We start from the raw sequence: 3,872 nt of genomic DNA, 5'->3' as shown, positions 1-3,872 counted from the left end.
CACAACACTACTCAGTTGTTCCTTTTCCGCTAATCCCCGTCTAGCAGCTACAACAAGGCGGTTTTATTGTGCTTTCGCAAGTTTTGATTAGTGCCTTTACCTGCCACCTATCGGACTTCCCTTGGTCGGTGGCTGATGCGCGTCGTTCTGTCCAAAACATCTTGATCCAAACAGAGTGCAGGAATACTTGAAGTGCTTAAACGATATGGGCTATCATGAAAGGACTTACCGGAGCTACCAAACTCGTAAGTATTCCGAAAAAAGCCGACTCTCCAAAGTCGGTTTTTTCACATCTGGACAAAAGGTTACGTCTAAATCTAAAAGATCGCAATATCCAGTTCTTCTTTAGCAACATCTAAAACGAGCTATGTTTCATATGGAATGGATTCAGCATGAAACCAAGTGATGCATTCTAGTGATTTTAATTCTCTTAACAACAAGCCAAATGGAGCTTTTACCTAAGTAAAAGCTGACATAAAAATCACATTTGAGGTAACACTATGAGTGCAGCCCGACCGTGCATTACGATTTCATCTCCGGCTCCAATTTCTATTCCAGAACCATTCAAACCAGAAGGGTAACTCATTGAAATATATAGCATTAGGCAACATGAAGTCGCCGAAAAATCAAAATCTCTACTGGAGTAAGCTATCTGCTCTATTTCGTTTCCTTGAAATGAAATAGCGATTTAATTTTAAGATAAAAGCTACAGTTATCATGCTCCTCGATAAGCTTAGATGGCTGTAGCTTTTTCTTCATCCACAACTAATCAAAACTCAAAAGTTCAAGCCTACATAAAGTCTATTCAAAATTAGGCACTGCTGAACCATTTCGTTCAACCCTACACGCACCAAAATGAATAACCTTATATTCTATTCCAGATAGTTTGATTGCTTTAAAGATATCGGATAGATGTTTCTTATGCTTTTTGTCTATCACAAACGCGATATCAACATCTTCACTTACTGGATGACTTTGATGCTCTTTTAACAAAGAATCCGTGCTCTCATGATGGTATAAGGCATAATCTTTAACTAAACAACCTTCGGAAACTTTGTCTTTTCTATATATAGCAAAGCTCCTCATTTCCTCCAAAATTGCATCGGTAGATTTATTGCGAGTCTTAGCCAGCATATCTAAATCATCCTTAGTTAAACCAGACTCAAACTCCAATCCATTTAGTGCATCCTTTGGCCGCTTACTCACTTCCGAAAGAACACTTGCCCCCTTGGTGAAATTTTTATCTTCTGTATAAAAATCCACTCGCATCCCCTGAGGCACACTAGTACACCCGTCGCCAACCTGCCGACGAAACAATGTGGCTGATCTTTCAAGTTCCTTCCACCCACCATGAGTCATAATAACCAATTGCTGTGCACTTCCAGTGCGACTTATAGCAATACCATCATGCTTAAATACCCTTGGTGTATCACTGCTCGACACATTCCGAATGCTTTTAATCGAATTACTAAAATCTCTAGCTTCCCCATGAGTAGTTGATGAAGATGCAACTGTAGTTTTATTTAAAACATGCTGTAACACATGACTTATAGGCATAAGTTTGTCTCCTAAAAATCGCATCATCCACATCAGCAAGGGTCTATAGCTAATGAATTTTTCTGAAATCCAACCCAAATGGGATAGATTCGTAATATAAGTCATATGTTAAATGGTGAAAGTTATGTACGGAAAAACCATCAAAAGAACGGAGCCAAAAACAACACCGTAACACCTAATGTCACCCATTAGGCAAAGCGCAAACGAGAGCTGGTGTTCTGTTTAATGGGTGACAAACGCAATGCGTCAGTTCTGGGCCAGAAATATAAAGGTGTATCCAGGTAGAACCCTACAATACCTTGGTTTCCACACTCACTGTCACCAATACAAAATAATGCAGTATCCGACGCAACACCTGATGAGAACTAGGCATAGAGCACTAGCTGGATACTGCGTAGGGTGTGAAATTGCCCGTTCGCTCACCAATGTCGTGAGACAGAGAATGAAGTACCTTTTGCTAGCACTTTGCGAATCCTGCCCTAAAAAACTTTTTTCGTGTGCACGAAGATGTTGGGAAGCTACAGGACAAACTGCCCAATCCTTTACACACAGCCGCTAGTAAGATCGAGAAAGCAACAACAATGCGCGGAGCGCTCAATAAGATATTTTGCTTTGATGAAAAGAGAAGAAAATAAGGACGTCACCAAGGCTCACCAAATCAGCCCTTTCGGCTACGCCGAACCCCTACCTCGTAACCCATTGAATAGGTTGAAGTATCGGGGTTCATTTCACGCATTCCTGGGGGTTGTCTCTCCCTTTCGGGCTGCCCTACGCTCTCCCTTTAGCGCTCTGAGTTCATTTGCAGATTCTCAGAACGTCCACCTCAGTGGGAGACACCAGACCGTATTATCATTTGGCCTTACTCGATGCCTGGCAGCTGTAGCATCGTGACTTATTTCGTCATTTCGGGACTGGTTCGTTCGCTGGTTGGCTCAGGTTGTCCTTGATCGCCAACGGGATGTATTCGCCTATCCAAAACATCTTGATTCCAAATAGGCCGCGGGAATACTTGAAGTGCTTAGACGATATGAGCTATCATGAAAGGACTTACACAGGCCGTCAAACCAGTAAGTATTCCCAAAAAACCGACCTTGCTGGGTCGGTTTTTTCACATCTGGAGAAAGAGTCTAATGCTAAAAGCATTTGATCTCAATATCGATCATCTTCGAAAGAGCAATTATTTGAACTAAAAAAAGCCCTAGCTAATAGCTAGGGCTTTTTTTAGATTCGTTTTTAAGCAAGGCAAACATTAGCCGCTTGTAGGCCTTTCTGGCCTCTCTCAACATTAAATGTAACCTGTTGACCTTCAATCAAAGTTTTAAATCCATCAGATACAATGGCATTAAAGTGAACAAAAACATCGTCACCACCATCACTTTGAGAAAGAAAACCAAAACCTTTCGATTCGTTGAACCATTTAACTGAACCAGTTGCTTTATTTGAGTTAGACATTGTTGTCCCTTATAGAATTAAATTAATTATATCGCAAAATGCGATGCGCTAAGACATTGAATTATTTAATGATTAGGTACAACTAAGGGTCATTCTAGGTATTGCAACGTGGAGAGGTACAACAAGGAGAGGTTTTGCTTAATATGAAACTTTACATTTAATAACTCTGAACAGCAGAGCGAATCCAGTATTACTCAAGTTGCCTACGATGTCAAGTTTTTTTTTGACAAAGGTCACAAAATTGCTTGTTCAAATTCTATAGCAAATGAAGTCGTCATCGACTCATCAAAAAGTAATTTTCATTTCGCATTATCGATCATATGTTAAATCGATAGTTTTACTGACAAAAACATCCCTCAGGCGCTCTAAAACGCGCGAGATGCGTTTCTTTCCATATCAAACAAGCAGAACTACCCTAAAAACCATGTGAAAGTTTGTGACACTTTTTAGGGGGATTTACATCGGAAAAGCTACGTAACCATCAGGACTGCAGTCCATCACAAACTAGTCAAAAGTGAATATTTGAAAACACAAACACCACCTGTTTAACACGCCATAGCCAAGCCTTACGCTATTAATTGGTACTGTAGGAGGCCTTGCTGTATAAGAGCAGTGTAACGGCGTTGGAGCAGCTACGCGCCGCAATTTTGCTTATTTCGGCTGCGCCGACCCCTACCCATTTCGACTCAACTTTGAGTGATTTGGATACTATCTTTGGTCGCTTTCTGAACTAAGGATTTCTCCCCTTATTTCGGGGCTGCCCTGCGCTGTGTGTAAAGGCTTTCGCCCCCCGTCCGAGTCACACAACACTAATCAGTTATTCCTTTTCCGCTTGTCCCCGTCTAGCAGCTACAACAGGGCGG

At 41.3% G+C, this 3,872-nt stretch carries 2 protein-coding genes; both read right to left on the bottom strand.

Annotation, left to right across the window (positions count from 1 at the left end; all coding sequences use genetic code 11):
- Positions 1–801: 801 nt before the first annotated feature.
- Positions 802–1,557, bottom strand: coding sequence for a putative adhesin (locus R7M72_RS24075; protein WP_318056351.1), 756 nt, complete (start codon positions 1,555–1,557; stop codon positions 802–804).
- Between the two features lie 1,233 nt (positions 1,558–2,790).
- On the bottom strand, positions 2,791–3,009 hold the full coding sequence (locus R7M72_RS24070) for a cold-shock protein (RefSeq protein ID WP_046820894.1): 219 nt from the start codon (positions 3,007–3,009) through the stop codon (positions 2,791–2,793).
- Positions 3,010–3,872 lie beyond the last annotated feature (863 nt).

Source organism: Vibrio sp. YT-18 (genome assembly GCF_033337345.1).
In the GTDB taxonomy this organism is placed as follows: domain Bacteria; phylum Pseudomonadota; class Gammaproteobacteria; order Enterobacterales; family Vibrionaceae; genus Vibrio; species Vibrio alginolyticus.
Note: the sequence above shows the minus strand (reverse complement) of the source record. Positions and strands in the feature narration are given on the sequence as shown.